The organism is Teichococcus aerophilus (genome assembly GCF_014490485.1).
GTDB classification, from domain to species: Bacteria; Pseudomonadota; Alphaproteobacteria; order Acetobacterales; family Acetobacteraceae; genus Pseudoroseomonas; species Pseudoroseomonas aerophila.
On sequence record NZ_JACTVA010000119.1, the window covers coordinates 1 to 2601 of the forward strand.

Below are 2601 nucleotides of genomic sequence, written 5' to 3' on the forward strand. Positions count from 1 at the left end.
CGCCGCCGGCGCCGAGGCCCGTGCCCGGTTGCGGGACCGTGCCTTCGCCGCCCTGCTGGCCGCCGGCCCGGCCGACGAGCGCCCGGTGGGCGAGCGCGCCGCCCTGGTGGTCGACCGGATCGAGGCGCTGGACGGCTATTTCTCCCGCTGGCTGCCGGCCGCCATCCTGGCCGCCGCCGGCCCGCTGCTGATCGCCATCGCCGTCGCGACGATCGACCCGGTCAGCGGTGCCATCCTGTTCGTGGCCGGCGCCATGGTGCCGGTGGCGATGGCGCTGACCGGCATCGGCGCCGCCCTGGCCTCCCGCCGGCAGTTCGATGCGTTGCAGGCGCTGTCCGGCCGGTTCCTGGACCGCATGCGCGGCCTGCCGCAGCTGGTGCTGTTCCGCCGCCAGGACGCCGAGGCCGAGGCGCTGGCCGAAGCCGCGACCGACCTGCGCCGCCGCACCATGAAGGTGCTGCGCGTCGCCTTCCTCTCCGGCCTGTCGCTGGAGGCGATTGCCGCCGCCGTGCTGGGCTGCCTCGCCTGGCGGCACGGCAACCTGCTGGTGGGCGGGCATCCGCAGCCGGTGGCGGCGCTGTTCTCCATCCTGCTGGTGCCGGCCTTCTTCGCGCCGCTGCGCGCCTTCTCCGCCGCCTATCACGAGCGGATGTCCGCCAACGGCGCCGCTGCCGCACTGGCGCCGTTGCTGGACGCCGCGCCGGAGAGCCTGGCTGAGAAGGGCCTGTTGCTGGAAGAAGTGCCCCCCAGCCTGGTGGTGACCTTCGAGGATGTCGGCCTCACCTACGACGCCGCGCGCGGCGCGGCGCTGAGCAAGGTGTCCTTCCGCGTCATGCCGGGGGAGGCGCTGGTGCTGGCCGGTCCTTCCGGCTCGGGCAAATCCTCCGTGCTGCGGCTGCTGATGGGCTTCCGGCAGCCGGATGCGGGGCGCATCTCCTTCAACGGGCGGGATGCCACGGCGCTGCGCCCGTCCGAGCTGCGGCGGCTTTCCGCCTATGTCGGCCAGAAGGCGCATCTGTTCCGCGCCACCATCCGCGAGAACATCGCCATGGCCCGCCCGGACGCGACGGACGCGCAGGTCGAGGCCGCCGCGCGCGCCGCGCGGGTGACGGACTTCACCGCCGACATGCCGAAGGGCCTGGACACGCTGGTGGGCGAGGGGGGCTTCGGCCTTTCCGGCGGCCAGGCGCAGCGCGTCGCCGTCGCCCGTGCCTTCCTGCGCGACGCCCCCCTGGTGCTGCTGGACGAACCGACCGCGCATCTGGACCCCGGCACCGAGGCCGATGTGCTGGACAGCCTGCGCCGCCTCTGCACCGGGCGCACCGCCATCATTGCGACCCACTCCCCCGCCGTGCGTGCCCGCTTCGCCCGGGTGCTGGAACTGTCGGAGGGACGCATGGTGGCCTCCAGCCGGATGGCGGGGGAATGAGCAGGGTGCGTGGGCAAGGTTGGGGGAATGAATTCCCCCAAGCCCCCTTCTTTTGTTTTTGCGAGTCCGGGGTGGCGCGTGACGTGGCTGGGGCGCGCCTGGCCTGGGGTTGCGCGTGGGGACCCTTGGCGACTGTGAGTTCGGTGCGCGCGGGCGTCTTGATTCCAGCGCGCTTCGCTTCCTCGCCGATGGCGGCACTCCAGCTCGCAGAAAAAGATGAGGGTGGCCTGGAGGGAGAATTCCTTCTCCCTCCAATTTCTGCCGCTTCCCGGAAGGTTGCCCGCGCATGATCCGCGACCTGACCCGAATCCTCTCTCTCTGGCGCCCCCGCTGGGGCTGGCTGGTGGCGGGCGCCGCCATGGCCGTGCTGGCGGCGCTGGCCGGCGTGGCGCTGTTCGCCTTCGCCGGGCGTGGCGTCTCCGAAGGCCTGCGCACGGGCGTGCTGGCGGGCGCCGCCGCCGGGTCGCTCCTGCTGTTGCGGCCGTTGATCCTGCTGCGGCCGGCGGCGCGCTACCTGGAGCGGCTGGTCACCCACGCCGCCACCTTCCGCGCCCTGGCCGATACCCGCGTGTGGTTCTTCCGCCGGCTGGCGGAGCGGCTGCCGGGTGGCCTTGGCCTGCGACGGGCGGGCGACCTACTCGGCCGCCTCGTCTCGGATGTCGAGGCGCTGGATGGGCTGTACCTGCGTGCCCTGGTGCCGGCGGTGGCGGCGCTGGCCGTGGTGCTGGCCACGGCGCTGCTGCTGGGCGCCATCGCGCCGCTGCTAGCGGTGATCGTCGCGCTGCCGCTGGCCCTGGCGCTGCTGCTGCCGCCCCTGCTGGCCCCCGGCGCCGCCCGCGCCGCAGAGGACGTGGCGGAGGCGCAGGGTGCCCTGCGTGCCGCTGCCATCGACCCGCTGCTGGGCATCGAGGACACGCTGGCCGCCAATGCCGAGCCCCGTGCCAGCGCCCGCCTTTCCACCGCCGCCGCCGCGCTGGTGCGGACGCAGAAGCGCCTGGCCAGCCGCTCCGCCTGGGGTGGGGCCGCCGGCACCGCGCTGGCGCAGGCGGCGCTGCTGGGCGCGCTGGGCTACGGCCTGGCCGGTGGCCCGGGCGTGATTGGCGCCGCCGTGATTGGCCTGTTCATGGCCCTGGCCGCCGCCGAGTCGCTGGCGGCGCTGCCGCGTGCCGGCA

Annotated in this window: 1 protein-coding gene and 1 pseudogene; both read left to right on the forward strand. The window is 74.4% G+C overall.

The features are described 5' to 3' along the window. Positions 1-1429: thiol reductant ABC exporter subunit CydD (gene cydD, locus IBL26_RS25335; RefSeq protein ID WP_187787269.1), on the forward strand; the 1429-nt coding region annotated here is incomplete at its 5' end. A 286-nt stretch (positions 1430-1715) separates the two neighbouring features. After that, positions 1716-2601, forward strand: a pseudogene (locus IBL26_RS25340) (thiol reductant ABC exporter subunit CydC); the annotation flags it as partial.